Origin of the sequence: Aromatoleum sp. (genome assembly GCF_036675785.1) — a bacterium.
GTDB lineage: Bacteria > Pseudomonadota > Gammaproteobacteria > Burkholderiales > Rhodocyclaceae > Aromatoleum.
Genome location: NZ_JAKFEF010000071.1, coordinates 1 through 25,886, shown reverse-complemented (window position 1 = coordinate 25,886; position 25,886 = coordinate 1). Strand labels below are relative to the sequence as shown.

Here is a 25,886-nt window from a genome sequence, read left to right as displayed (position 1 = left end):
GACCCGGCCGCGGCTGAGGCGGCGACGCGCCTCGCGGATGCAACGCGGGCGCGTTTGCAGAATTGGCAGATCGGCGCCCCGCGCAACGGCGAAATCCGCGAGCGGCAGACCTTCCATTCACCGACGAACGGTGTCGTGCTTGAAAAGAACGCCGTCCAGGGGGCGCGCTTCGAGCCGGGCGCGGCGGTGTACCGCATCGCGGATCTGTCGAAAGTGTGGGTGATCGCGGACATCTTCGAACGCGACCTCGCGCGCGTGCGCGTCGGCCAGCCCGCGGGCGTGACGCTCGATGCGTTCCCGGACCGCCACTTCGACGCGAAGGTCGCCTTCGTCTATCCGACCCTGAACGTCGAGACGCGCAGCACGCAAATCCGGCTCGAACTCGACAACCGCGACGGCGTGCTGCGACCGGGAATGTTCGCGCACGTCGAACTCTCGCCGCCCTCGGCGAAGCCGGCCGTCGCCGTGCCGGCATCCGCGGTCATCGACGACGGCGTGCGCCAGGTCGTGCTGATCGCGCTCGACGAAGGCCGTTTCAAGCCGCAGGCGGTGCGCGTCGGGCAGCGCGGCACGGAATACGTCGAAATCACCGAAGGCCTCGCCGCCGGCGACCACGTCGTCGTCTCGGCGAACTTCCTGATCGACTCGGAAAGCCAGCTGAAGGCGGCACTATCGAACCTCACCGACGCCCGCGCTGCCGCCGGGGCGACGATTTACGAGGGCGAAGGGACTTTCGACGCGCACGACCCCGCGAGGCAGACCGTCACGCTGACGCACGGCGACGTGCCCGCGCTGCAGTGGCCGGCGATGACGATGGATTTCGCGCTGGCATCGAACGACGTCGTCGCCGGCCTCGCGCCGGGCGCGAAGGTGCGCTTCGAATTCCGGGCCGGCGGGCCGGGCGAGTTCGTCGTCACGCGTATCCAGCGCTACGGGGCGGCCTCGGGCGCAGCCGGCCACGGAGGTCACTGACATGCTCGACCGTCTGATCGACTGGTCCGCGAGGAACGTCTTCATCGTGCTGCTCGCGACGCTGTTCCTCGTCGGCGGCGGGCTGTACGCGGTGAAGCATACGCCGCTCGACGCGTTGCCTGACCTCTCGGACGCGCAGGTGATCGTCTTCACCGATTTCCCCGGGCAGGCGCCGCAGGTCGTCGAGGATCAGGTCACCTACCCGCTCACGACGTCGATGCTCGCGGTGCCGCGCGCGAAGGTCGTGCGCGGCTTCTCGATGTTCGGCGCGTCCTACGTCTACGTGATCTTCGAGGACGGCACCGACATCTATTGGGCACGCTCGCGCGTGCTCGAATACCTGTCGTCGGTCGCCGGGCGGCTGCCCGCCGGCGTCGCACCGCAGATCGGGCCCGACGCGACCGGCGTGGGCTGGGTGTATCAGTACGCGGTCACCGGCAAGAACCTGTCGCTCGCCGAGACGCGGAGCCTCCAGGACTGGTACATCCGCTACCAGCTGACGAAAGCCGGCGGCGTGTCGGAGGTCGCGAGCGTCGGCGGCTTCGTCCGCGAGTATCAGGTCACCGTCGACCCGCACCGGCTCGCGACCTTCGGCATCGCGCTCGACGACGTCACGCGCGTGATCCGCGAGTCGAACCGCGACGTCGGCGGTCGCGTCGTCGAGATGGCCGAGAAGGAATACATGGTGCGCGGCCGCGGCTACCTCGGCGGCGTCGAGGACATCGCGAACCTGGTGCTGAAGAGCGAAGGCGGCACGCCGGTGCGGGTCGCCGACGTCGGTCGCGTCGAACTCGTGCCCGCCGAGCGGCGCGGTATCGCGGAGCTGAACGGCCAAGGCGAAGTCGCCTCCGGGATCGTGATGGCGCGCTTCGGCCAGAACGCGCTCGACGTCATCGCGAACGTCAAGGCGAAGATCGCCGAGATCGCTCCGGGCCTGCCCGAAGGCGCCGAGATCGTGCCGGTCTACGACCGCTCGAGCCTGATCGAGCGCGCGATCGCGAACCTCAAATGGACGCTGCTCGAAGAGAGCCTCATCGTCGCGGTGGTCTGCGTGATCTTCCTGCTGCACGTGCGCAGCGCGCTGGTCGCGATCATTACGCTGCCGCTCGGCATCCTCTTCGCGTTCATCGCGATGCGGTCGCTCGGGCTCGGCTCGAACATCATGAGCCTCGGCGGCATCGCGATCGCGATCGGCGCGATGGTCGACGCCGCGATCGTGATGATCGAGAACGCGCACAAGCGCCTCGAACACCTGCCCGACAATGCGACGCAGGCCGAGCGCGCGGCGACGATCATCCACGCGTGCAAGGAAGTCGGCCCGGCGCTGTTCTTCTCGCTGCTGATCATCACGGTGTCGTTCCTCCCCGTCTTCACGCTCGAAGGCCAGGAAGGCCGGATGTTCTCGCCGCTCGCCTTCACGAAGACCTTCGCGATGGCGGGCGCGGCGCTGCTGTCGGTGACGCTCGTGCCGGTGCTGATGCTATTCTTCGTGCGCGGCCGCATCCTCCCCGAGGCGAAGAACCCGGTGAACCGCTTCCTGATCTGGCTCTACCGGCCGATCATCCGCGGCGTGATGCGCCACAAGCGGCTGACGCTCGTCGCCGCGGTCGTCGCGATGGCGGTGACGATCTTTCCGGCACGCCAGCTCGGCTCCGAATTCATGCCGACGCTGAACGAAGGCACGCTGTTCTACATGCCGGCGGCGCTGCCGGGGATGTCGGTGACCGAGGCCGGGCGCCTGCTCGCGACGACGAACCGCATCATCAAGACCTTCCCCGAAGTCGAGTCGGTGTATGGCAAGGCCGGCCGCGCGCTGTCGGCGACCGACCCGGCGCCGCTGGAGATGTTCGAGACGGTCATCAACCTGAAGCCGCAGTCCCAGTGGCGGCCCGGGATGACGACCGACCGGCTGATCGCCGAGATGGACGCGGCGCTGAAATTCCCGGGCGTCGCGAACTCGTGGACGATGCCGATCAAGGCGCGCCTCGACATGCTGTCGACCGGCATCCGCACGCCGATCGGCGTGAAGGTGTTCGGCAAGGATCTCGAAACGATCGAGCAGGTCGCCAAACAGGTCGAAGCCGCGGTGCGCAACGTGCCCGGCGCGACGAGCGCGTACGCCGAGCGCGTCAGCGGCGGCTACTACCTCGACATCGTGCCGCGGCGCGAGCAGCTCGCACGCTACGGGCTGACGGTCAACGCGCTGCAGGAAGTCGTCGCGACCGCGCTCGGCGGCGACATGGTGACGACGGCGGTCGAAGGACTCGAGCGCTACAACGTGACCGTGCGCTACCCGCGCGGCCTGCGCGAGGACCCGCACCGCATCGCGGCCGAAGTCTACGTGCCGACGATGAGCGGCCCGATCCCGCTCGGCCAGCTCGCGGACGTGAAGCTCGCGCGCGGCTCGCCCGGCATCCGCACCGAGAACGCGCTGCTCGCGGCCTACGTGTACGTCGATACGCGCGACGCCGACCTCGGCGCGTTCGTGCAGCGTGCGCAGCAGGCGGTCGCCGGGCAAGTCGAGTTTCCGCCCGGCTACTACGCGACGTGGAGCGGCCAGTTCGAGTACATGGAGCGCGCCAAGGAGAAGATGAAGATCGTGCTGCCGCTGACGCTCGGGCTGATCTTCGTGCTGCTGTACCTCAACTTCCGCCGCATCACCGAGACGCTGATCGTGATGCTGTCGGTGCCGTTCGCGCTCGTCGGCGGCGTGTGGCTGATGTGGTGGCTCGGTTACCAGATGAGCGTCGCGGTCGCGGTCGGCTTCATCGCGCTCGCAGGCGTCGCCGCCGAGACCGGCGTCGTGATGCTGATCTACCTCGACCACGCGTGGCAGGCGATCCGCGCGAAGCGGCTCGGGGAAGGGCGCGAGGCGACGGTCGCCGATCTCTATGAAGCGATCATGGAAGGCGCGGTCGAACGCGTGCGGCCGAAGATGATGACCGTCGTCGCGATCATGGCGGGCCTGCTGCCGATCATGTGGGGCACCGGCACCGGCTCGGAAGTCATGAGCCGCATCGCCGCGCCGATGGTCGGCGGGATGATCTCTTCGACGGTGCTCACGCTCGGCGTCATTCCAGCGATCTACGCGCTCGTGAAGCAGTGGGAGCTGCGCCGCGCGAGCCACGCGCCGGCGAGCGAATCTGTCGCCGCAGTGACGGAAATGTAATCTCGCGGTCAGGAAACCGTCGAGCGTCGCGGACTATGCTTGAGCCGTAGCCCGCCGGCGGCCTCCGGTAACCGAAGCTGCACCGCGGGGAGCGAATCACTCCCGGAGGTCCGCGATGCTCGATACCAATCACCGTCACGAAGCGCACGGCGCGCACCGCCCTCCCGCGCCCGACGCCGCCTCGGCCGACCGCGACCCCGTTTGCGGCATGGCCGTCGCCGCCGATTCGCCGCATGCCGTCGAACACGAGGGGCGGCGCTACCGCTTCTGCAGCGCGAAATGCCGCGACAAGTTCGTCGTCGAGCCCGCGCGCTACCTGTCGAAGCGTGACGACGACACGTTGAAGGACCCCGTCTGCGGCATGACGGTGAAACCCGACTCGCCGCACCGCGCGACGCACGAGGGCCGGGAGTTCCGCTTCTGCAGCGCGAAGTGCCACGACAAATTCGTCGCCCATCCGGCCCGCTATCTGCAGCCGCCCCCGCCCGTTCCGGCTGAGGCCACCGTCGCGCCGGAGGCCGAATACACCTGCCCGATGCACCCCGAGGTTCGGCAGACCGGGCCGGGAACGTGTCCGAAATGCGGCATGGCGCTCGAGCCGGTTCTGCCCGCCGCCGAAGAGACCGAGAACCCCGAGCTCGGCGATTTCCGCCGGCGCTTCTGGTGGACGCTGCCGCTGACGCTGGTCGTCACCGTCATCGCGATGTCGGGCGGCGCGTTCGACCCGCTCCTCGGGGCCGCGCGCGCATGGGTCGAACTAGCGCTCGCGACGCCGGTCGTGCTGTGGGCCGGCTGGCCGTTCTTCGTCCGCGGCGTGCAATCGTTGATCCACCGCAGCCCGAACATGTGGACGCTGATCGGCACCGGCACCGGTGCGGCTTACGTGTACAGCGTCGCCGCGACGGTCGCGCCCGAACTCTTCCCGGCGTCGTTCCGCATGGACGGGCAGGTCGGCGTGTACTTCGAAGCGGCGGCGGTGATCATCTCGCTGACGCTGCTCGGCCAGGTACTCGAACTGAAGGCGCGGTCCGAGACCGGCGCCGCGATACGCGCGCTGCTCGGCCTCGCGCCGAAGACCGCGCGGCGCATCCGCGACGACGGAGCCGAGGAGGACATTCCGCTGACCCACGTCCATCCGGGCGACCGGCTGCGCGTGCGGCCGGGCGAGAAAGTGCCGGTCGATGGAGCGGTCGTCGAAGGCGAGAGCGCGGTCGATGAATCGATGCTGACCGGCGAACCGATGCCGGTGACGAAGCGGCCCGGCGACAAGGTCATCGGCGCGACGCTGAACACGAACGGCGCACTGGTGATGACCGCCGAGAAGATCGGCTCGCAGACCGTGCTGTCGCAGATCGTGCAGATGGTCGCGCAGGCGCAGCGCTCTCGCGCGCCGATGCAGCGGATGGCCGACGGGGTCGCCGGGTATTTCGTCGTCGGCGTCGTCACGATCGCGCTCGTGACGCTCTTCGCGTGGGGCTTCTTCGGCCCGCAGCCGAGCTGGGGGTATGGGATGATCAACGCGGTCGCGGTGCTGATCATCGCGTGCCCGTGCGCGCTCGGGCTCGCCACGCCGATGTCGGTGATGGTCGCGACCGGCAAGGCTGCGACGAGCGGCGTGCTGTTCCGCGACGCGGCGGCGATCGAATCCATGCGCCAGGTCGACACGCTGATTGTCGACAAGACCGGGACGCTGACCGAAGGCAAGCCGGCATTCCACGGCGTCGCGGCCGCTCCCGGATGGACCGAGGCGGACGTGCTGCGCATCGCCGCGAGCCTCGATCAGGGCAGCGAGCATCCGCTCGCGCACGCGATCGTCGCGGAGGCGAAGAAGCGGAACCTGGCGCTGGCTGCCGCCGACAGCTTCGAAGCCTCGTCCGGGGTCGGCGTGCGTGGAAGCGTCGAGGGACGCACCATCGCGCTCGGCAACACCGCGCTGATGGACGACGAAGGCGTCGACTGGCGCCCGCTCGAAGTGGACGCCGAATCGCTCCGCGGTGAAGGCGCGAGCGTGATGCTGCTCGCCGTCGACGGCCTTATCGCCGGGCTGCTCGCGGTGTCCGACCCGATCAAAGCGTCGACACCCGATGCACTCGACGCGCTGCGCGCGAGCGGCCTGCGCATCATCATGGCGACCGGCGACGGTCACACGACCGCAGGCGCCGTCGGCCGGCGGCTCGACATCGACGAAGTGCACGGCGAGGTCAAACCGAAGGACAAGGACGATCTCGTCGCGAAGCTGCAGGCCGAAGGCCACGTCGTCGCGATGGCCGGCGACGGCATCAACGACGCCCCCGCGCTCGCGCGCGCCAACGTCGGTATCGCAATGGGCACCGGCACCGATGTCGCGATGAGCAGCGCACATCTGACTCTCGTCAAGGGCGACCTGCGCGGCATCGCCACGGCGCGCGCGCTGTCGCTCGCGACCGTGCGCAACATGCGCCAGAACCTGATGTTCGCGTTCCTCTACAACGCACTCGGCGTCCCGATCGCCGCCGGTGTCCTGTACCCGGCGTTCGGCCTGCTGCTGTCGCCGATGATCGCCGCGCTCGCAATGAGCTTCAGTTCGGCATCGGTCGTCGGTAATGCGCTGCGGCTGCGCCGCGCGAGGATCTGACGGCGGCGCCGGCCCGCTCGCGCGTCGCCGTCAGAGCAGCCGTCGCCCGCGCGCATTCTGCAGTCGATACGTTCAATGGACGGCGCGCACGCGCTGGAACTTGGCGCCAACTCGACTGCATCGGCGCGGCGAAAAAAAACGGCACGGCTTTGCGGCCATGCCGTTCGCTACGGAGACGCCGAGCGGGACACGCCACGCGCGTCCCGCTCGTCGGATCAACACGCCGGTTTGCGGCGACGGTTCAGCCATCCGAGACCGCCGAGGCCGAGACCGAGCAGCGCGAGCGTCGCCGGCTCGGGGACGCCGTTCGGCGGCGGCGTGACGGCGATCGCGCCGGACAGGAAGATCTCCTCGAAGCCGTCGTTGATGCCGTCAATATGGAACTCGGTGACGAACAGCAGGTTCGGGTCGAATCCGCTCAGGTCCATGGTGGGCGCATACGCGATGAAGTCCGCGCGCCCGCTGCCCAGGTTGTGGTTCACCGGGCCGTAGGTTGCGCCGGAGTCCCCGGTGACCGCGGGGATCTCGCCCGCGGCCAGCACCTGGCTCCCTTCGTCGAAGTCACCGTCGCCCGGCTGCAGCACGGTGTCGAAGGACCACTCATGGACGATCAGTCCGGTGTCCGGATCGACCAGCGCGACGCGTGCCGAGAACAGCAGTGAGGCTTCGGTGCCGGTCTGGTTCATGTCCATGTAGAAGACCGGAATGCTGTTGTCCGGATTGACGAAGTGCAGATAGTCGACAATGTTGCCGACCGTCGTCGGACCATTGACGCTGTCCGCAGTCCCGTCATTGTCCTGATCGTCCTGTCCCCACCAGCCATCGAACGTGCTCTCGCCGCCGGCCGGAGCGCTGACCGGGTCCTCGAAGTCGAGCGCCGCGTTGCCGCCGACGTTCTGGTTGCGGTTGTTCGTGCCGGCGCCGGTATACAGGAGCAGGTCGAGCCCCCCGGTCCCCGTCGCGAACGAAAAGCTGCCGAACGTCGATTCGGGCAGGATCGTCGGGCTGGTGTTCTGGATCTCGCGCAGCAGCGCGTTCGAGTACGACAGGAAATCGTCGTACTGGATCGCGACCTGCACCCCATCGACTTCCGTGCCCGGCAAGGTCAGCTCGATTGCGGCCGACGCCGAGCCTGCAGCAGCCAGTGCGCTGCCGACCATGGCCGCTGCGAATCCCGTCCGAAGTTGGTGCCCAATCTGCGCGGTCCGATCTCTTCCGTTCGCTGTCTTTTGCATGATCGCCCCTTCCCCCGTTTCGTAGTCAGGTCTGCCACCACCTGCCACGACTCTAAGCATGAAGCGGGCCCGGACTGCATTTATCTTCTTATTCAATTACTTATACAATAATACTGTTCATCATCAAACTCGGATGTAAATATTTCCGACACAACCCAAAGCGGGCAACCCAATTTGGGCGTATCACATCCAGAGCGCCTGCTTGACGCTGTGGGAGCCCGCTTTCCCCCTCATCAGCTGGTTCTTCGCTCTCGGGGGCGTGACGTTTCGCAGTCGATGCTGCTGAGTCCGCTCGATGGACACGTGACCGGGAAGAGAATCGTGAAGATCGACGTCGAACGCGACGAGCGCACGTGCGTCGCGACCTTACGCGATGCCGGGGCGCGGCGAGCCGATCGTGCTACAGCGAAAGGAGGCCGGGAAGATCCTGCGTGGCCGGGTTACCCGGAATTTCTACCCGCCCCTGCAACCCGTCAGGTGAGCGGCGGGCGCGCTCGCGACCGCGCGTGGACGCTGCGATGGGCCGCGCAGCGCGGGATCAGGTCGCGCGGGCGCGCGAATTCGGATCCGGCAGCCGGATCAGACTGGCATATTCATAATGTCCTGATACGCCGTGACGAGCTTGTTGCGCACCTGGACCATTTGCTGGAACGACAGACTCGCCTTCTGCAGGTTCACCATGACGTCCTGGAGGTTGACGTTCGGGTCACCAGTGGAGAATTCCTGGGCCATGCCGCGGGCTTCCTGCTGCGCGGCGCTGACGTCCCTCAGCGCGCCCTGGAGCACTTCAGCGAAGTCGACGCCGCCCGTGGCCTGCGCGCCTTGGGCCGGCTTGTTCGCGGCGGTCTGCGCCGTCGAGCGCAGTTCGCCGATCATCTGTTCGATTCCGCGCGTGTCCATGATCCCGGTCCCCGAGACGATCTATTCGTAGTTGAGTCTAGCAGAGCAATCCGCATGCCAAAAGCCGCGGCGCGCCGGCTGTAGGAGACCGCGCGTCACACGTCGAGCCCGTCGTCGCGGTACTGCTGCAGCTTGTAGCGCAGCGTGCGCTCCGAAATCCCGAGCCGCTCGACGGCGCGCTTGCGCGAGCCGCCGACCTCGCGCAGCGTCGCGAGGATGTGCTCGCGCTCGAGATCCTTCATGTTCGTCGGACGCCCGTCGCCGGCCGGTGCTGTCGGCAGCGGCGCTGCGGCAAGGATTGCCGGCGCACCGGCAATCCTTGCCGCCGCCGGCTCGCAAGCATAGGCGAACGCGAACGATTCGACCGCTGCGGCAGGCTCCGCTTGCGGCACCGGCGCCCAGTTCGGGATGCAAAGCCGGATCGTCTCGGCCGGGATCCTGTCGCCGGCCGCGAGGATCAGCGCGCGCTGCATCGTGTTTTCGAGTTCGCGCACGTTGCCGGGCCAGGCATGACGCGTCAGCAGTTGTTCCGCGTCGACCGCGAGATGCGCCGTGCGCCGGAGCCGTGTGCCGTGGCGCGCAAGGAAATAGCGTGCCAGCGGCAGGATGTCGCCGGTGCGCTCGCGCAGCGCGGGAATCGCGAGCGGGAAGACGTTGAGGCGGTAGTACAAGTCCTCGCGGAAGCGGCCGGCGGCGACTTCCCGTGCCATGTCGCGATTGCTCGTCGCAACGACGCGGATGTCGAGCGCGACCGGCTTCTTGCCGCCGACCCGTTCGACTTCGCGCTCCTGCAGCACGCGCAGGAGCTTCGCCTGCAGTGCGAGCGGCATCTCCGAGATTTCGTCGAGCAGGATCGTGCCGTCCTGCGCCTGTTCGAACTTGCCCGGCTGCGCGCCCTGCGCGCCAGTGAAGGCGCCCTTCTCGTAGCCGAACAGCGTCGCTTCGAGGAGGCTCTCCGGGATCGCCGCGCAGTTGATCGCGACGAACGGCCCCGCGCGGCGCGCCGAATTTGCATGGATGTGGCGCGCGAAGACTTCCTTGCCGGTGCCGGATTCGCCGGTCAGCAGCACCGTCGCATCCGTATCGGCGACTTTCGCGGCGAGCGCGAGCAGGTTGCGGGTGCGGACGTCTTCGGCGATCGCGTCGTCGGCCGACGGCGGTTGCGCAGCGTAGCGGCGCACGTGTTCGAGCAGCACCTCGGGCTCGAACGGCTTCATCAGGAAGTCGCACGCGCCGCCGCGCATCGCCGCGACGGCCTTGTCGACGTCGCCGTACGCGGTCATCAGCAGGACCGGCAGTTGCGGCAGGCGCGCGCGCAGCTCGGCCAACAGTTGCAGCCCGTCCATCGGCTGCATCCGCAGGTCGCTGACGATGAGGTTGAACGCCTGCCGGCCGATTTCGGCGAGCGCGGCCGGTCCGCCGTCGACGCCGGTCACGCCGTGGCCGCCCATCTCCAGCGTCAGGCAGACCGCGTCGCGCAGCGCCGCGTCGTCCTCGACGACGAGAATGTTGAGCTGCTCAATCATGAAATTTCCTTCGTTGCGACGGCGGCACCGTCGTCATCGGCCTGCACCAGCGGCAGCGTAAGCGTGAACACCGAGCCTTTTCCCGGATGCGATTCGATCGTGATGTCGCCTCCATGCCCTCGCGCGACGCCCCGTGCGATCGCGAGGCCGAGGCCGGTGCCGTCGGCGCGCGTCGTGAAGAACGGTTCGAAAAGCCGCTCCTGCTGCGCCGGTTCGATGCCGCGGCCCGAGTCGGCGACGCGGAAGCGCACGCTCTCCCCGTCATCGGCCGCCGTCAGCGACACGACGCCGCCGGCGTCGGTCGCCTGGATCGCGTTCTCGAGCAGGTTCGTCAACGCACCGCCGAGGGCCTTGCGGTCACCGAGCAGCGCGACGTCGCCGCAATCGCAGCGGGCCTCGAATCGCAACTGGCGCGCGCGCGCGAGCGGTTCGAGCGTATGCACGAGTTCGCCGACGAGATCGCAGATGCCGAAGCGCTCGCGGCCGAGGCTGTCGCCGCGGGCGAACAGCAGCATGTCGCGGATCAGGCGTTCGAGGTAGCGCAGGCGCTCGATCGCGCGGTCGGCGACCTTGACGCGGTCGGCCGGGCCGAGCTCGGGCTGGCGCAGGTTGCCCGTATAGAGCAGCGCCGCGGCGAGCGGCGTACGCAGCTGGTGCGCGAGCCCGGCGACCATCTCGCCCATCGCCGCGAGGCGTTCGTTGCGCTCGGCCTGCAGGCGCATCCGGTGCGTCTCGGTGACGTCGTGCAGCAGCACGATGCGCCCTTCGCCGGATTCGAGCGCGGTGACCGACAGCGACACGCGACGCATGTCGGCTCCGGCCCCGATCGTCACGTCGCCCGGCGTCCCGGTCGTGCCGAACTCCGCCGCGAGGTCGTCCCAAAGCGTCCCCGCAGGGTCGCGCCCGAGCAGCCTTTGCGCCGCGCGGTTGACCTGCGCGACGCGACCTTCGCGGTCGAGCATCGCGACGCCCGCCGGCAGCGCGCCGAGCAGGACGTCGAGCCGCTCGGTGAGCTGCGACACCTGGCCCTGCAGCGCGTTGTACGCCGTCGACAGCTCTTCGGACGCGCGCGAAAAGACCGCGAACGCCTCGGCGAGACGGGCGGCGTCGAGGCGCTGTCCGGGCTCGGAGGCGGGAAAGGTTTCGGGGAGCATCGTGTGCGGATCCGTTTTCACGGCTCGCAGAGTACGGCGATCCCGCGAACCGGCAAGGGGTGAATAGGCGGCAAAAACTGCCGCTTATCCGTGCGAGGGAATTGACGCGTGGGCGGAGAATGCCGTCATCCGAAATTGTCTGATCCAGGGACTCCCCCATGGCATCCGCCGACCCCGTCCTAGCGCAGCGGCCTGCACCGCCGGCCTTGCCGGTCTTTCAGCGCATCAACGAACTGAGCCAGCGCCAGAAGCTTTCCGCCGCTGCGGCGATCGCGATTGCCATCGCGATGCTCGTCGGCGTCTGGCTGTGGTCGCGCTCGCCCGACTACGCGGTACTGTTCTCGAACCTCGAAGAGCGCGACGGCGGCGCGATCGTCACCGCGCTCCAGCAGCAGAACGTCCCGTACCGCTTCGCCCCCGGCGGCGGCGCGATCCTGATCCCGTCGGCGATGGTCCACGAGGTGCGGCTGCGCCTTGCCGCGCAGGGGCTGCCGAAAGGCGGACTCGTCGGCTTCGAGCTGATGGAGAACCAGAAGCTCGGCGTGTCGCAGTTCCACGAGCAGGTGAACTTCCAGCGCGCCCTCGAAGGCGAACTCGCGCGCACGATCCAGTCGATCGGCACCGTCGCGTCGGCGCGCGTGCATCTGGCGATGCCGAAGCAGTCGGGCTTCCTGCGCGACGAGCAGAAGCCGACCGCGTCGGTGCTCGTGAATCTGCGCCCGGGCCGCACGCTCGACCCCGCGCAGGTCGCCGGCGTCGTGCACCTCGTGTCGTCGAGCGTGCCGCGCCTCGCCAACGACAACGTCAGCGTCATCGACCAGAACGGCACGCTGCTGACGACCCGTTCCGACCCGCTGCGCATGGCCGGGCTCGACGCGACCCAGCTCACTTACGTCCGCGACCTCGAGGCGAGCTACATCCGCCGTATCGAGACGATCCTCGCGCCGATCGTCGGGGCCGACAATTTCAAGGCGCAGGTGACCGCGGACGTCGACTTCAACCAGGTCGAGCAGACGGCCGAGACCTACAAGCCGAACCCGTCCGCGGAGCAGGCGATCCGCAGCCAGCAGACGAACGAGCAGACGACGCGCGAGCCGGGCGCGCAGGGCGTCCCCGGCGCGCTGTCGAACCAGCCGCCGGCGCCGGCGACTGCGCCGATCACGTCGCCCGACGTCGCCGGCGGCAGCGGCCCGGCCGGCGCGCCGCTGAACAGCAACCGCGCCTCGACGATCAACTACGAACTCGACCGCACGGTCCAGCACACCCGCCAGGCGCTCGGCCAGGTGCGCCGCCTCTCGGTCGCCGTCATCGTCAATCAGCGCACCGAGACGCTGCCGAACGGCCAGACGCGCACCGTGCCGCTGACCGAGGAAGAGTCGACGCGGCTCACGAGCCTCGTCCGCGAGGCGGTCGGCTACAACCAGGCGCGCGGCGACAGCCTGAACGTGTCGAACGCGGCGTTCGCCGCGCCGAACGCCGCCGTCGACGCCGACGTTCCTCTGTGGAAGGACCCGCAGATGCTCGAACTCGGCAAGGAGTTGCTGAAGTACGGCGTCGTGCTGCTCGCGCTCGCGTTCGTCTATTTCGGCGTCGTGCGTCCGCTGATCCGCAACGTCGCGCCCGTGCACCAGGACACGGACACCTTCGACGAAGACGGCGACGATGACGTCATCGTCCAGCTGAACGGCGGCCCGCCGGGCCTGACATTCGACGACAAGCTCACCCGCGCGAAGGAAGTCGCGAAATCGGATCCGAAAATGATCGCGAACCTGATCAAGGACTGGATGGGCACGAACGATGAGGGCAAGAAATGAACATGCCTGACGAAGGCCTCGCGAAGAGCGCGACGCTGCTGCTCGCGCTCGGCGCCGACGAAGCGGCCGAAGTGCTCAAGCTGCTCGGCCCGAAGGAAGTGCAGAAGCTCGGCAGCGCGATGGCATCGCTGCCCGCGCAGCAGCGCGCGCGCGTCGAGTCGGTGCTCGACGAGCTCGAGGACCACCGCGTCAAGGGCGCGCCGGTCGAGGCCGACGAAGAACAGATCCGCGCGATGCTGACGAAGGCGCTCGGCGACGAGCGCGCCGGCCACATCATCGCGCGCGTGCTGCAGGGTTCCGACACGGCCGGCATCGAAAGCCTGAAGTGGATGGACCCGATTACCGCGTCGGACCTGATCAAGAACGAGCACCCGCAGATCATCGCGACGATCCTCGTGCACCTCGAATTCGACCAAGCGGGCGAGATCCTCAAGCAGTTTCCGGACCGCCTGCGCAACGACGTGATCCTGCGCATCGCGACGCTCGACGGCGTGCAGCCGGCCGCGCTGAAGGAGCTGAACGAGGCGCTCGCGCGGATGCTGTCGGGCGCGTCGGCGATCAAGAAGGCGTCGATGGGCGGCGTGCGCCATGCCGCCGAGATCCTGAACTTCGTCGGCGCCGGCGCCGAGACCGCGGTGCTCGACAACGTGCGCGAATACGATCCGGACCTCGCGCAGAAGATCCTCGACGAGATGTTCGTGTTCGAGAACGTCATGGACATCGACGACCGCGGCGTGCAGACGCTGCTGCGCGAAGTGCAGTCCGATTCCCTCGTCACCGCGCTGAAGGGCGCGGCGCCGGAACTGCGCGAGAAGATCTTCAAGAACATGTCGCAACGCGCGGCGGAGATGCTGCGCGAGGACCTCGAATCGAAAGGCCCGGTGCGGCTCTCGGAGGTCGAAGCGGAGCAGAAGGAGATCCTCAAGATCGTCCGACGCCTCGCCGAGGAAGGCCAGATCATGCTCAGCGGCAAGGGGAACGACGATGCGTTCGTCTAAGGCGCGGAATCGGTGCGGCGCGACGCGGCGGCGCGGCTCATGAGCCTGTCGCGCCATCAGGCCGCCGGCGCGTACCGGCGCTGGGAACCGCAGTCCTTCGGCGGAGCCGACGAAGCCGCCGGGCGGGCGGAAATGGGCGAATCGGCCCTTCGGCCGTCTGCCGCACCCGCCGCGCCGCAACCCGACCCGCAGCCGCAGATCCAGTTGCCGACCGCGGCCGACCTCGAGGCGATGTACGAGGACGCCCGCCGCGAAGGCCACGCGGCCGGCCGCGAGGAAGGCTACGGCGAAGGGTACCGGGACGGCGCGCAGCTGGCGCACGACGAGGCCGCACGGCTCGCCGCGCTCGCCGCCGGCCTCGACGCCGCACTGACGCGGCTCGACGAGGAGGTTTCCGAGGAAGTCGTCGGCCTCGCGATCGAACTCGCGCGGCGGATGGTGCGACACACGCTCGCCGAACAGCCGGCCGCCGTCCTCGACATCGTGCGCGCGGCGCTCACACAACTGCCGCAGGGCCATGCGCGCATCCATCTGAATCCCGCCGATGCGGCGCTCGTCGCCCGCCATCTCGGCGAGCAGGCCGGACACGTGCACCATTCGATCGTCGAGGACGATGCGGTGAGCTGCGGCGGCTGCGTCGTCGCCGGCGCGACCAGCGAGATCGACGCGACCGTCGAGACACGCTGGCGCCGCATCCTCGAAGGGCTCGGCCGCACCGACATCGCGTGGCAGGAGCACGACTGAGATGCGCGGCACCAACGCGTGGAAGGGCTACCTCGCCGAACATCGCCGTCTGCTCGCGAGCGTGACGCCATTCCAGACTTCCGGGCGCCTCACGCGCATCAACGGCCTGGTGATGGAAGCCGCCGGCCTGAAGCTGCCGCTCGGCGCGGACTGCCGCATCGTCGCGAGCAGCGGCGCGGCGGTCGAAGCCGAGGTCGTCGGCTTCAACGGCGACAAGCTCTACCTGATGCCGACCGATGACGTATTCGGCCTCGCGCCGGGGGCGCCGGTGCTGCCGGTCGAACCCCGCGCGTCGCGGCCCGCGGTCGGCGCGGCACCGGTGCCAAGGCGCCGGACGTCCGACCGCGCGAAGCACCTGCCGGTCGGCGACGAGCTGCTCGGCCGCGTGCTCGACGGCGCGGGCCGCCCGCTCGACGGTCTCGGCCCGCTCGACACGCTCGACAGCCGCTCGCTGCAGAGCCGCCCGTTCAACCCGCTGACGCGTGCGCCGATCGACACGCCGCTCGATGTCGGCATCCGCGCGATCAACGCGCTGCTGACCGTCGGCCGCGGCCAGCGCCTTGGCCTCTTCGCCGGGTCCGGCGTCGGCAAGTCGGTGCTGATCGGCATGATGGCGCGCTACACGTCGGCCGACGTCATCGTCGTCGGGCTGATCGGCGAACGGGGCCGCGAAGTCAAGGAGTTCATCGAGCAGAACCTGGGGCCAGAAGGCCGCGCGCGCTCGGTCGTCGTCGCCGCGCCCGCCGATACGAGCCCGCTGATGCGGCTGCAGGGCGCAGCGTACGCGACGACGATCGCCGAGTACTTCCGCGACCAGGGAAAGCAGGTGCTGCTGATCATGGATTCGCTGACGCGCTACGCGATGGCGCAGCGCGAGATTGCGCTCGCGATCGGCGAGCCGCCGGTGACGCGCGGTTACCCGCCGAGCGTGTTCGCGCGCCTGCCCGCGCTCGTCGAGCGCGCCGGCAACGGCCTCGAAGGCGGCGGCTCGATCACGGCGTTCTACACCGTGCTCGCCGAAGGCGACGACCAGCAGGACCCGATTGCCGACTCGGCGCGCGCGATCCTCGACGGCCATTTTGTGCTGTCGCGCACGCTCGCCGACCAGGGGCACTACCCGGCGATCGACATCGAACAATCGATCTCGCGCGCGATGCACGGGCTCGTGGCGCCGGAGCATTTCGACCTCGTGCGGCGCTTCAAACAGATGTTCTCGCGCTACCAGCGCTCGCGCGACCTGATCGCGGTCGGCGCCTACCAGCCGGGTGCCGACCCGATGCTCGACCGCGCGGTCGCGATCTACCCGAAGCTCGAAGCCTTCCTGCAGCAGCGCATCGACGAGCAGGAAACCTACGCGCGGGCGACCGCCGGCTTGTGCGGCCTGTTCGCCGCCTGACGGCCGACGCACGCCGCCCCCGAATCCCGCGTCCGATGCCCCGCCTTCATTCGAACCTCGCCCGTTTTCGCCGGCCGGCCGCGGCCCCGGACAAGCGATGAGCCATTCCTTCCTGCTGAAGCCCCTCCTTGACCTCACGCAGACCCGCATGGTCGACGCCGCGCGCCGCCTCGGCGAGCTGATCGCGAGCGAACAGCAAGGCACGCGCAAGCTCGAGCTGCTGCAGAACTACCGCGCCGAGTACGAAGCGCGCTTCCACGACGCGGCGCGCAACGGCATGAGCCCGGAGGCGTGGCGCAATTACGCGAGCTTCCTCGGCCGCATCGACGAAGCCGTCGCGATCCAGGCCGCCGCGGTCGAGCGCTCGCGCCGCCTCACCATTGCCGGCCAGGAGGCGTGGACGGAACAGCGCAACAAGGTCAAGGCCTTCGACACGCTGCAAAAGCGCTTCGACGCCGGCGAGGCGCGGAAGGCCGCGCAGCAGGAACAGCGCGCGTCGGACGAATACGCGGCGAAGCGCTACCGCGACCGCGACGACGCCGACGCTCCGTGACCGCCTTCAATGGCATGGAGTTTGCTTGAACACGTCGCACCCCCCACTCAGCATCGCAGCAACAGGAACTCCTGCATGTCCGACTCCGCCCTGAACGCCCTGATCCGGCCCGCCGCGCCGTCGCCGCTCGCCGCGAAACAGAACACGCCGCGGCCGGCGACCGGCGAGCTTCGCTCCGACGACAGTTTTTCGAAGGCACTGGAACGGCGCATGAATTCGGTCGAACAGGGCAGCGCGCACGAGACGCAGCGGCAGGCCGCAACCGCGCACAGGAACGACGCGGGACGCGAAGCGCAGCCGGCGCGCAATGAGCGGCCGGTCCGCCAGGAACAGTCGGTACGCGACGAGCCGGTGCGCGAACGGACCGGCGATCGCGCCGCCCGCGGCCCGTCCGGCGCGACCGAGCGCCGCGACGGGAAGGCTTCCGCTTCGGACTCCGCGGGGCGGCCGGAAGCATCCCCCGGGCCGGACGCAGCGAACCCCGAAGCCGCCCCGACACGTGACGCAGCCGCGACGCCGGCGGGCCCGACGGCCACCCTCCCCGCCCCGGCCGCGCCTGCCGGCACACCGGCAACCGACCCCGCCGCAGCGGCAAGCCTTGCCGCCCTGCTGCCGAATGTTGCCGCGCTGCCGACCGCGCCGACGGCGGGCGACGCCGACGGGACGCCGCAGGACGGTGCGCGGGTCGACGGCGCCGGAGCCACGACCGGCGCGTCGCTGCTCGAAAAACTGATCGCCGAAGCAGGCGGACGGACCGCGTCCGCGGACGCCGGCGAGGCCGCCGGTGGTGCCACGCCCGCCACCGCTGAAGGCAGCACGACAACCGCCGACGACGGCGGCGCGACGGTCGGCACGCCGTGGAAGACCGGTGCGGACGCCACCGCGGCCGATGCCGTCGCCTCGACGGGACGGACGCAGGCTGCAGGCGCCGCTGGTGTCACCGGCACCCCCGCCGCCCCGCAGCCAGCGCTTCAGCCCGACACCCAGCTCGGCCTGCACGCCGCGGGCTTCGCGCCCGCCGGCCGCATCGAGCAGCCGCCGCTGCCCCAACTGCCGGTGTCGACGCCCGCCGGACAGCCGGCGTGGGCGGAGGACGTCGGCGGGCGGCTGGTCTGGATGGTCGGCCGCAACGAATCGAAAGCGGAAATCGTGCTGACCCCGCCGACCCTCGGCAAGCTCGAAGTGTCGATCCACGTCGGTGGGGACCAGGCGACCGCGCATTTCGTCGCCGCGACCTCGGCCGCGCGCGACGCCCTCGAACAGGCGATGCCGCGGCTGCGCGAAGTCATGCAGCAGGCGGGCATCAACCTCGGCCAGACGAACGTCAGCACGTCGGGCGAGCAGCAGGCACAGCAGCACGCTCCCGGGCGGCACAGCAGCGGCCGGTCGGCGAGCGCCGGGCTCGGCGCGATCGAGTCCGCCGGCGCACCGTCCGCCGACAGCCATTGGGTACGCAGCGGCAACGGCGTCGTCGACACGTTTGCCTGAAGGCCACGAATAGCGGTCGCTCTCCCCCACTTTTCCGCCCTTGGTCGAGGCGGTTCGTTACGGATAATGCAAGGGTGGAAACAGGAGAAATGATTCATGGCTAAGGCCCCCGCCACCCCGAAACCCGAGGCCCCCGAAGCAGCGCCGGTAACACCGCGGCGGAGCAAGAAGCTCCTGATCGTCGTGGTCTCGCTGGTCGTCGTCGTGATGCTGCTGCTCGTCGGCGTCGCGGGCTTGCTGATGCTCAAGAAGGGCAAGTCGGCTGACGCGGAACACGCCGAAGAAGTCGAAACGAGCGAGCCGTTCGACCTGAGCAAGCCGCCGACCTTCGTCGCGCTCGAGCCTTTCGTCGTCAACCTCGCGCCCGAGGACGGGGAGCGCTATCTGCAGGTAGTGCTCGCGCTGCGCGTCGGCGATCCGAAAACCGGCGAGATGCTCGGCGGCTTCATGCCGGCGATCCGCCACCAGATCAACCTGCTGCTCGCCGGCAAGCTACCGTCCGAGCTGGCGACACCCGCCGGGCGCGAAACCCTCGCCGACGAGATCGTCGAGCGTACGAACGGCGTGCTCGGCGGTTCGCGCGCGAAGGGCGCGGACCCGAAAGCACCGGCCGGGCCGATCCAGGCCGTGCTGTTCAATTCATTCATCATCCAGTAAGGAAACGGGCGGCGATGGCTTCCGATTTTCTCTCGCAGGATGAAGTCGACGCCCTGCTGAAGGGCGTCGCCGGGGAGCCGGACGAACTCGAAGAGGATTCCGGCGACCAGAGCGGCGTACGCCCGTACAACCTCGCGACGCAGGAGCGCATCGTCCGTGGGCGGATGCCCACGATGGAACTGATCCACGAGCGCTTCGCGCGCTACCTGCGCATCGGTCTCTTCAACTACATGCACCGCAACGCCGAAGTCTCGGTCGGGCCGGTCAAGGTGCAGAAATACGGCGAATTCGTGCGCAACCTCGTCGTGCCGACGAACCTCAACCTCGTGCTCGCGAAGCCGCTGCGCGGCACCGGGCTCGTCGTGTTCGACCCGAACCTCGTGTTCCTCGTCGTCGACAACATGTTCGGCGGCGATGGCCGCTTCCACTCGCGCGTCGAGGGACGCGACTTCACGCCCACCGAGCAGCGCATCATCCAGGGCATGCTCGGCGTCGTGTTCGCCGAATACACGCGCGCGTGGGCGCCGGTGTTCAAGATCGAAATGGAATACGTGCGCTCGGAGATGAACTCGCAGTTCGCGAACATCGCGACGCCGTCCGAGATCGTGATCTCGGCGAGCTTCTCGCTCGAATTCGGCGGCTCGCAGGCCGACATGCACATCTGCTTTCCGTACTCGATGGTCGAGCCGATCCGTGACCTGCTGTATTCAACGATGCAGAGCGACCACCTGACGCAGGACAACCGCTGGATCAAGCTGCTTACCCGGCAGCTGCAAAGCGCCGAAGTCGAGCTCGTCTGCAACCTCGGCAGCGCCAACGTGACGCTTCGCGACGTCGCCGATCTGCGCGTCGGCGACGTGATCCCGCTCACCGTGCCGGAACACCTGCACGGGGAAGTCGACGGCATTCCCGTCCTCGAACTGAGTTACGGCCGCCAGGGCGGCCACTACGCGGTCAAGGTCGAGCGCTTCCTCGCGAACGAGGACGCCGACAGCGCATTAACCGGAGGCCAGCATGGCTGACAACGATACCGATCAGATCACCGAAGACGACTGGGCCGCAGCGATGATGGAGCAGTCGGTCGCGGAAACCGGCGCCGACGACGAAGCGCGGCGCGTCGCCGCCGACCTCGCCACGGTCGCGGAATCGCCGTACCAGGCGAAGCCGGCGAGTCACCTGTTCCCCGACTTCGGCACGTCGTCGCCGAAATCCGGCACGCTGAACGACTTCGATATGATCCTGGACATCCCGGTCCAGCTCACCGTCGAACTCGGCCGCACGAAGATCTCGATCCGCAACCTGCTGCAGCTCGCGCACGGTTCGGTCGTCGAGCTCGACGGCCTCGCCGGGGAGCCGATGGACGTGCTCGTCAACGGCACGCTGATCGCGCAGGGCGAAGTCGTCGTCGTCAATGACAAGTTCGGCATCCGCCTGACGGACATCATCACGCCCGCCGAGCGGATGCGGAAGATCCGGGGCTAAAAAAGGACGGGCGACCTTTTCCGAAGGCCCGCCCCATCGTTGCACGCCCCACCCCTTCCGTTACCACGCTTCGGCCCATCGCGGCCGTTCGCCTAAACGGCAGCTGGGGCGGGGTCACTGGCGACGTCGAAGTCCATCTCCGGCATCTCCCCGCTGTAGCAGTACCAGTGCCAAGGCTCGTAAATGATCCCGTACGGATTGTCCGGCGGATACGACATACGGAATTCGAATTTCGCCGCATTCCGGTACAGCCACGCGAAAGCGGGCGTCCTGTCGAATGGGATGTTGGCCGGGATGCGCTCGAAGTCAATCGCTCGCCCGGTGTGGTGCTCGCTGTAGCCGGGCGCCGCGATCCGATTCAGCGCCTCGTCGAGGCTCTTCCCGTATGACAGTTGCTTTCGGATCATCCGCGCCTGATCCGCGACGCTGCGAAAGCCCCACCGCACTGTGAGCATCACGCCATCAGCCTCAGCTGCCTTCCGCATTTCCGACGCCCGACTCCACGCAACGGGGGCCAGTGGCCGGAGCTCGCCATTCGGGCCGGCGGGAACGCACACGATTTCCCGCGCCTCGCGGAATAGGCACAAGCCACGCGCCGCATACTCTTCAGAAATGCCGAGCTTCCTGTGCATGATCGCCAGCCGGCTCAGATACTCGTCTTCGCCGCGGCTACCGAGCATTGCGACGCGCACGCGCCCGCGCCAGATCTCGTCCTCGACCCAGTCGAAAATCTTCCTTGCCCTGCTCCTGAGGTTATTGCTAGCCCGCATCCGTCGCTCCTTTGCCGCCTTCCTTCTCGTGCCCGACGACCGGGCTGCCGCCGGTACTTTACCGCCTCCGCCTGTGAATGCGCCGGGCATCGTGCCGTCCACTGTGCGTGGCCCCGTGCCCCAGCAGGCGCAGTGTTCGATCTCGCCGAGGCGGTGGCGGGCGACGCCTATTGTCGCTACAGGCAAGTAGCGCAGCTCGAACCGTTGCCCCACGCACAGATGGCCGTGAAACTTCCGTCGCGGAGAGCAGGCAGACGACTTCCGGGCGCACGACCGGCAAACCGTGAATAGCCGCGCTTTCGCCCCTCTTATCCCGCCTCCCCCGCCGCGGCCGGCGTCTATCCTTCTTCCATCCGAAGAACCCGCGAACCGCCGTGACCGTCCTGCGCTTCATCCCCCTCGTTCTCCTCCTCGCCGCGTCGCCGCCGCTGACGGCCGCCGAGGCGCCGCCCGACGTCGCCGGCAGCATCGGTCAGATGGTGTTCGGCCTCGCGGTCGTCATCGGGCTGCTGCTCGCCGGTTTGTGGCTGATCAAGCGGTTGTCGGTCGCGCGGGGCGCACTGACCGGGCTCAAGGTGCTCGGCGCCGTGCCGGTCGGACCCCGCGAGCGCGTCGTGCTGGTCGAGATCGCCGGCAAGGTGCTCGTGCTCGGCGTGACGTCGGCGAGTGTCCGGACGCTGCACATCCTGTCCGCCGACGAGTCGGCAAATCTCGTCGGTCCCGGCGACCCGGGCAAGGCAGGCGGGGACTTTCCGGGCTGGCTCAGGCGCGCGATGGAGCGCCGCAACGATGCGCGCTGACTGGATGACCACGTTCCGGCGCGTGCTGCCGGCGCTGCTGTTACTCGCCCCGCTCGCGGCCGGCGCGCAAGGCCTGCCCGCGATCACCGGCACTCCGGCGCCGGGCGGTGGCACGACGTATAGCCTCAGCGTTCAAACGCTGCTGCTCCTGACGTCGCTGTCGTTCATCCCGGCGGTCGTGCTGATGATGACGTGCTTCACGCGGATCATCATCGTGTTCGCGCTGCTGCGCACCGCGATGGGCACACAGACTTCGCCGCCGAACCAGGTGCTTGTCGGCCTCGCGCTGTTCCTGTCGTTCTTCGTGATGTCACCGGTCCTCGAGCGCGTCTACGCGGACGCGTACGTGCCGATGTCGCAGAACGAGATCTCGTTCGACGAGGCGCTCACGCGCGGAGCGGTGCCGGTCAAGGCATTCATGCTGAAGCAGGTGCGCGAGCCGGACATCGCGCTGTTCGCGCGGCTGTCGAAGACGCCGCCGGTCGAGCGCGCCGAGGATTTGCCGATGCGCGTCGTCGTGCCGGCCTTCGTCACGTCTGAGCTGAAAACCGCGTTCCAGATCGGCTTCGTCGTCTTCATTCCGTTCCTGATCATCGACATGGTCGTCGCGTCGGTGCTGATGTCGATGGGCATGATGATGATGTCGCCGGTGATCGTGTCGCTGCCGTTCAAGATCATGCTGTTCGTGCTCGTCGACGGCTGGACGCTCCTGATCGGCTCGCTCGTCCAGAGCTTTGCCGTCTAACCCGGAGAAACCCTCATGACCCCTGGGATGGTCGTCGATATCGGCCGGCAGGCCGTCGAAATCACGCTGATGATGTCCGCGCCGCTGTTCCTCGCCGCGCTCGTCACCGGCCTCGTCGTCAGCGTCTTCCAGGCGGCGACGCAGATCAACGAAATGACACTGACCTTCGTGCCGAAGCTCGTCGCGGTGTTCGCGACGCTCGTCATCGCCGGCAACTGGATGATCACGCTGATTACCGACTTCACGCGCCGGCTGCTCGAATCGATCCCGACGGTGATCGGCTAGGCCCCGCGATGCTGAGCGTCACCTCGGCGCAGCTCGATGCGTGGATCGCCGCGCTGATGTTTCCGCTCGCGCGGATCCTCGGCCTCGTGGCGTCCGCGCCGCTGCTGAGCAACCGCATGGTGCCCGTTCGGGTGCGCCTCGCGATCGGCATCGCGACCGCGCTCGCGGTGATGCCGGCCCTGCCGCCGATGCCGGCAGTCCCCACCGACTCGATGCTCGCACTCGCGATCCTCGTGCAGCAGGCGTTCATCGGCATCGCGATGGGCTTCATGATGCGCATCGTCTTCGCCGCGGTCGATGTCGCCGGCGAGATGATCGGCCTGCAGATGGGGCTGTCCTTCGCGGTGTTCTTCAGTCCGCAAAGCGGCGCCCAGACCGCCGTCGTCGCCGAGTTCCTCGGCCTGATCGCGCTGCTCGTGTTCGTCGCGCTGAACGGCCACCTGATGCTGCTCGGCGTTCTCGTCGCGAGCTTCGAATGGCTGCCGGTCGGCACCGCGGCGAAAGCCGACGGCTGGCTGCTGATCGCGCGCTACGGCACCGTGATGTTCGCGTCCGGCCTGCTGCTCGCGCTGCCGATGGTCGCGGCGCTGCTGATCACGAACACCGCGCTCGGCGTGCTGACCCGCGCGGCGCCGCAACTGAACCTCTTCGCGGTCGGCTTTCCGATCACGCTGTCGGTCGGCTTCCTCGTGCTGCTGCTGAGCCTGAACGTGATCGCGCCGGCGCTGCAGGGCCTCTTCGAACGCGGCTTCGACGCGATCGACCAGCTGTTGCGCGCGTTCGTCTGAGCGGCGCTACGCCCTCTCGCCAGATCCGGATGTCGCGAAGCCGGGGAACCTCCGCGTCGGCCTTCGCTGCGCTCACGCCGACCTACGAGACATCGACCGCGCACGCGTAGGTCGGACTGAGCGAAGCGATGTCCGACGTTCCCGGCCCGCTGCTTACAGCCCGGGCCAGACGCGCGAGCGCGCGAGGCGGATCTCGCCGCTCGCGACCCGACGCGCGAACGGGCGCGTCGACTCGATGCCTTCCTCGTAGCGCACCACGTCGTAGCCGGCGAAACCTTCGGTCTCGGCGAACTGCCGCGCGTTGCGCGCGAACACTTGCCGCGCCTCGCCCTCGCCGCCGCTCGCGAGCGACTTCATCCGCAGGTCGAAGCGCACCCGCTCCTCGTCGAGTCGCACCGCCTTGATGTCCCACGTCGGGGCGAGCGGATCGTAGATCGCGTATGCGATCGCTGCGCCGGCGAGGTATTCCGATCCGAGCAGATCTAGCTCCGATGCCATGCTCGCGACGCCTGCGACGCCCGCGACCGGCCCGCTGTACTGCTCGATCGCGGCGCAACCGGCCATGAGGGGGACCGTCAGCGCGACCGCGACGCGGGCGAGTGCCGCCGGGCGCAACGCGCAGCGCGATTTCGGTGCGAAAAGCGTCATGTCCGTCAGCGCAGGTAGTCGAACAGCGACAGGCCGGTCACGCGGACGTACGACTGCTGCGCCGCTTCGAGGATCGTCTGCTGCTTCGACAGCCGCGAGATCGCTTCCGCGTAGTCCACATCCTGCAGCCGTGACAGCGTCTGCGCGTACTGTTCGCCGTGCGCCCCGGAGAGTTCCTCGAGCGCGTCGAGCTCGACCATTCGCGAGCCGACCGACGCGCGGATCGTCAGCACATTGTCGAGCGACGCGTCCATGCGCCCGATCGCCGTCGACACGGCGGTTGGTATGTTTCGCGACGGATCCCCGGCGGGCCTGCGCAGCTCGGTGATGAAATCCGAGATCGCGCCGAACATCTCGGAATTGCCGCCCGCATCGACCATGAACACGCGGCTGCCCGGTTCGCCGACCGGCATCGTCCGCGACGCGCTCACCTGGATGCTGCGCGCGCCGGCGTCGCCGTCGTAGAGGACGGCGGCAGGACCCGCGGGCGGGACGGGCGCGCCGCCGGAGAACGCCGCGTCGGTGGACTGGTAGCCGGCGAAACGGAACTCGCCGGTCGCATCCTTGCTATTCGCGATCGCGAGCAGCGCGTGGAACTGCGCCTCGATATCGGTCGCCATCGCCTGGTGCTCGGACGGCGTGTAGGTCGCGTTGCCGGCCTCGACCGCACGCGTGCGGATGTAGGTGAGGATGTCGCCGATCGAGCCGAGATCGCTGTCGAGCGTCGCGAGCGCGTCCTTCGCGTAACCGATGTTCGTCTGAAACTGCTCGTTCGCGCGCTGCGACTGCGTGACTTCGAGCGCGCGCGCCGCGGCGATCGGATCGTCCGACGGCGTCAGGATCTTCCGCCCGGTCGCGATCTGCTGCTGCGTATGCAGCATCTCCGAACTCTGCCGCTGAATCGCGTTGCGCCCCGCGTCGAAAATCATGCTCGTCGAGATTCTCATGATGTGACCCCGTGTCAGCGCGCGATGGATAGGATTTCGTCGAACAGCGTGCCGGCGACCGACATCACGCGCGCGGCGGCCTGGTACGACTGCTGGTAGCGGATCAGATTCGCCGCTTCCTCGTCGAGATTGACGCCCGACAGCGCCTGCTGCGCGTCGGTCGCCTGCTGCAGTTGCGCCGCCTGCGCCGCTTCGCCGATC

The 25,886-nt window shown here is 68.5% G+C and carries 24 protein-coding genes; 16 read left to right on the top strand and 8 right to left on the bottom strand.

The features are described 5' to 3' along the window. The 3 genes from V6M37_RS15165 to V6M37_RS15155 form a co-directional block, all read left to right on the top strand. On the top strand, positions 1-972 hold a 972-nt coding region (locus V6M37_RS15165; protein WP_332674709.1), incomplete at its 5' end, for an efflux RND transporter periplasmic adaptor subunit. Position 973: 1 nt separating this feature from the next. Next, a complete protein-coding gene (locus V6M37_RS15160) occupies positions 974-4,141 on the top strand; it encodes an efflux RND transporter permease subunit (RefSeq protein WP_332674708.1) in 3,168 nt (1,055 codons plus the stop codon). Between the two features lie 115 nt (positions 4,142-4,256). Beyond that, the gene (locus V6M37_RS15155; RefSeq protein ID WP_332674706.1) at positions 4,257-6,755 is read left to right on the top strand and encodes a heavy metal translocating P-type ATPase; all 2,499 of its coding nucleotides are present in this window, start codon (positions 4,257-4,259) and stop codon (positions 6,753-6,755) included. Positions 6,756-6,970: 215 nt separating this feature from the next. On the opposite strand, the gene V6M37_RS15150 is transcribed toward V6M37_RS15155, so the two are convergent. The 4 genes from V6M37_RS15150 to V6M37_RS15135 form a co-directional block, all read right to left on the bottom strand. After that, positions 6,971-7,915 (bottom strand): PEP-CTERM sorting domain-containing protein, encoded by a 945-nt coding sequence (locus V6M37_RS15150; RefSeq protein WP_332674704.1) that lies wholly within the window; start codon positions 7,913-7,915, stop codon positions 6,971-6,973. Positions 7,916-8,569: 654 nt separating this feature from the next. Beyond that, positions 8,570-8,890, bottom strand: coding sequence for a flagellar hook-basal body complex protein FliE (fliE, locus tag V6M37_RS15145; protein WP_332674702.1), 321 nt, complete (start codon positions 8,888-8,890; stop codon positions 8,570-8,572). A 95-nt stretch (positions 8,891-8,985) separates the two neighbouring features. After that, on the bottom strand, positions 8,986-10,416 hold the full coding sequence (locus V6M37_RS15140; RefSeq protein ID WP_332674700.1) for a sigma-54-dependent transcriptional regulator: 1,431 nt from the start codon (positions 10,414-10,416) through the stop codon (positions 8,986-8,988). Continuing rightward, positions 10,413-11,570, bottom strand: coding sequence for a sensor histidine kinase (locus tag V6M37_RS15135; RefSeq protein ID WP_332674698.1), 1,158 nt, complete (start codon positions 11,568-11,570; stop codon positions 10,413-10,415). The genes V6M37_RS15140 and V6M37_RS15135 overlap by 4 nt, the downstream gene beginning before the upstream one ends. A 158-nt stretch (positions 11,571-11,728) precedes the next feature. Here V6M37_RS15135 and fliF point away from each other — a divergent pair, with 158 nt between their 5' ends. From fliF to fliN, 9 genes are all read left to right on the top strand, one after another. Next, entirely contained in the window at positions 11,729-13,384 is a 1,656-nt protein-coding gene (gene fliF, locus V6M37_RS15130) for a flagellar basal-body MS-ring/collar protein FliF (RefSeq protein WP_332674696.1), read from the top strand. After that, positions 13,381-14,382 (top strand): flagellar motor switch protein FliG, encoded by a 1,002-nt coding sequence (fliG, locus tag V6M37_RS15125; protein WP_332674694.1) that lies wholly within the window; start codon positions 13,381-13,383, stop codon positions 14,380-14,382. Before fliF ends, fliG begins: the two co-directional genes overlap by 4 nt. 39 nt (positions 14,383-14,421) lie before the next feature. Further along, on the top strand, positions 14,422-15,126 hold the full coding sequence (locus V6M37_RS15120; protein WP_332674693.1) for a FliH/SctL family protein: 705 nt from the start codon (positions 14,422-14,424) through the stop codon (positions 15,124-15,126). Position 15,127: 1 nt separating this feature from the next. Then, entirely contained in the window at positions 15,128-16,522 is a 1,395-nt protein-coding gene (fliI, locus tag V6M37_RS15115) for a flagellar protein export ATPase FliI (protein WP_332674692.1), read from the top strand. Between the two features lie 97 nt (positions 16,523-16,619). Beyond that, positions 16,620-17,075 carry a flagellar export protein FliJ gene (gene fliJ / locus V6M37_RS15110; protein ID WP_332674690.1) on the top strand — a complete coding sequence of 152 codons (456 nt, stop codon included), beginning with the start codon at positions 16,620-16,622 and terminating at the stop codon, positions 17,073-17,075. Between the two features lie 75 nt (positions 17,076-17,150). After that, on the top strand, positions 17,151-18,563 hold the full coding sequence (locus V6M37_RS15105) for a flagellar hook-length control protein FliK (RefSeq protein WP_332674688.1): 1,413 nt from the start codon (positions 17,151-17,153) through the stop codon (positions 18,561-18,563). A 96-nt stretch (positions 18,564-18,659) separates the two neighbouring features. Further along, positions 18,660-19,220 (top strand): flagellar basal body-associated FliL family protein, encoded by a 561-nt coding sequence (locus tag V6M37_RS15100; protein WP_332674687.1) that lies wholly within the window; start codon positions 18,660-18,662, stop codon positions 19,218-19,220. Between the two features lie 14 nt (positions 19,221-19,234). Continuing rightward, positions 19,235-20,242: a flagellar motor switch protein FliM gene (fliM, locus tag V6M37_RS15095; RefSeq protein ID WP_332674686.1), complete on the top strand. Its 1,008-nt coding sequence runs from the start codon at positions 19,235-19,237 to the stop codon at positions 20,240-20,242. After that, the gene (gene fliN, locus V6M37_RS15090) at positions 20,235-20,702 is read left to right on the top strand and encodes a flagellar motor switch protein FliN (RefSeq protein WP_332674685.1); all 468 of its coding nucleotides are present in this window, start codon (positions 20,235-20,237) and stop codon (positions 20,700-20,702) included. Before fliM ends, fliN begins: the two co-directional genes overlap by 8 nt. 92 nt (positions 20,703-20,794) lie before the next feature. Here the strand turns inward: fliN and V6M37_RS15085 are convergent, their stop codons facing one another. Next, entirely contained in the window at positions 20,795-21,472 is a 678-nt protein-coding gene (locus V6M37_RS15085) for a M15 family metallopeptidase (protein ID WP_332674683.1), read from the bottom strand. Between the two features lie 374 nt (positions 21,473-21,846). On the opposite strand from V6M37_RS15085, the gene fliO reads away from it, so the two are divergent. The 4 genes from fliO to fliR are packed head-to-tail and all read left to right on the top strand — an operon-like array spanning position 21,847 to position 24,090. Then, on the top strand, positions 21,847-22,272 hold the full coding sequence (fliO, locus tag V6M37_RS15080; protein ID WP_332674680.1) for a flagellar biosynthetic protein FliO: 426 nt from the start codon (positions 21,847-21,849) through the stop codon (positions 22,270-22,272). Beyond that, a complete protein-coding gene (gene fliP / locus V6M37_RS15075) occupies positions 22,262-23,017 on the top strand; it encodes a flagellar type III secretion system pore protein FliP (protein WP_332674678.1) in 756 nt (251 codons plus the stop codon). The genes fliO and fliP overlap by 11 nt, the downstream gene beginning before the upstream one ends. 15 nt (positions 23,018-23,032) lie before the next feature. Beyond that, entirely contained in the window at positions 23,033-23,302 is a 270-nt protein-coding gene (gene fliQ, locus V6M37_RS15070; RefSeq protein ID WP_312656795.1) for a flagellar biosynthesis protein FliQ, read from the top strand. Between the two features lie 8 nt (positions 23,303-23,310). After that, on the top strand, positions 23,311-24,090 hold the full coding sequence (gene fliR / locus V6M37_RS15065) for a flagellar biosynthetic protein FliR (protein WP_332674676.1): 780 nt from the start codon (positions 23,311-23,313) through the stop codon (positions 24,088-24,090). A gap of 153 nt (positions 24,091-24,243) precedes the next feature. On the opposite strand, the gene V6M37_RS15060 is transcribed toward fliR, so the two are convergent. The 3 genes from V6M37_RS15060 to V6M37_RS15050 form a co-directional block, all read right to left on the bottom strand. Next, positions 24,244-24,738, bottom strand: a complete 495-nt coding sequence (locus V6M37_RS15060; RefSeq protein ID WP_332674674.1) for a hypothetical protein — start codon at positions 24,736-24,738, stop codon at positions 24,244-24,246. A gap of 5 nt (positions 24,739-24,743) precedes the next feature. Continuing rightward, positions 24,744-25,685: a flagellar hook-associated protein FlgL gene (gene flgL, locus V6M37_RS15055; RefSeq protein WP_332674672.1), complete on the bottom strand. Its 942-nt coding sequence runs from the start codon at positions 25,683-25,685 to the stop codon at positions 24,744-24,746. Positions 25,686-25,699: 14 nt separating this feature from the next. Next, the coding region (locus V6M37_RS15050; protein ID WP_332674671.1) for a flagellar basal body rod C-terminal domain-containing protein at positions 25,700-25,886 on the bottom strand (187 nt) is incomplete at its 5' end.